Source organism: Xanthomonas sp. SHU 166 (assembly GCF_000364685.1).
GTDB lineage: Bacteria > Pseudomonadota > Gammaproteobacteria > Xanthomonadales > Xanthomonadaceae > Xanthomonas_A > Xanthomonas_A sontii.
Genome location: NZ_AQOJ01000472.1, coordinates 1 through 1,329 on the forward strand (window position 1 = coordinate 1; position 1,329 = coordinate 1,329).

Here is a 1,329-nt window from a genome sequence, read left to right on the forward strand (position 1 = left end):
GCCACGCCGAGCACCGCCGCCACCGCGGCGACCGCCAGCAGGCGCGCGCTGGTGGGGGTCATCGCGCCGCGCGCAGCAGGGCGTCCTCGACCACCGCCTGGCTCAGCACCGGCGGCAGTACCGTCGGCGGCGCGCCGGGGCCGTAGACCACGTACAGCGGCACGCCCACCGCCTTGTGCTCGGCGAGGAAGGCGCTGATGCGCGGATCCTCGTTGGTCCAGTCGCCCTTCATGTACACCGCGTCCACCCGCTTGATGGTGTCGCGGAACGCGTCGCTGTCGAACACGTTGCGTTCGTTGGCCTTGCAGGTGACGCACCAGTCGGCGGTCATGTTGACGAACACCACGCGGTTGTCGGTGCGCAGGCGGTCGAGCATCTGCGGCGAATAGGCAACGGTGTTGCGCTCGACGCTGGCGCTGGGCGGCGGCAGCCGGGTCACACCCCAGGCCGGCACCAGCGCGGCCAGCAGCAGCACGGCGGCCAGGCGCATGCCGGTCTTGTGGTCGCGCCAGCGCGCGCGCTCGAACCACCACAGGCCCAGCGCCAGCAGGGTGGCGCCGATCAGCAGCAGCGCCACCGCGTCCACGCCGCGCTGCTTGCCCAGCACCCACAGCAGCCAGATCGCGCTCAGGTACATCGGGAACGCCAGCACCTGCTTGAGCGTTTCCATCCAGGCGCCTGGCTTGGGCAGGCGTCTGGCCAGCGACGGCACGAAGCCGATCAGCAGGAACGGCAGCGCCAGGCCCAGGCCCAGGGTCAGGAACACCAGCATCGCCGCCGCCGCCGGCGCGGTCAGCGCATAGCCCAGCGCCGGGCCCATGAACGGGCCGATGCAGGCGCTGGACACCACGCAGGCCAGCACGCCGGTGAAGAAGTCGCCGACCGGACCGCTGCGCGTGGACAGCGACTGGCCGACGCCACCGAGGTTGGCGCTGAGGGTGAACACCCCCGACAGGCTCAGCCCGACCACGAACATCAGGTACACCAGCACCGCGACGAAGCCCGGGCGCTGCAGCTGGAAGCCCCACAGCAGGCGCGCGGCCACGGCGATGCCGCCGACCACGGCGAAGGAGGCGAGCACGCCCAGCGTGTACCACAGCGCATGGCTGCGGGCGCGGCCGCGGCTCTCGCCGCTCTGCGCCAGGCCCAGCACCTTCAGCGACAGGATCGGCAGCACGCACGGCAGCAGGTTCAGCAGCAGGCCGCCGCCGAGCGCCAGCAGCAGGATCCACAGCAGGTTCTGCGTGGCCGGCGGCGGTGCGGCGCTGCGCGCGGCGTTGTGCGCCGAGGCGTCCGGCGTCGCCGGCAGGGCATCGGCGGCCGTGGCCG

Annotated in this window: 1 protein-coding gene; it reads right to left on the reverse strand. The window is 72.8% G+C overall.

The window, feature by feature from the left end; translation table 11 throughout:
• Positions 1–58 precede the first annotated feature (58 nt).
• Positions 59–1,329 (reverse strand): thioredoxin family protein (locus D180_RS12450; RefSeq protein ID WP_017913052.1); only part of this gene is annotated, 1,271 nt, incomplete at its 5' end.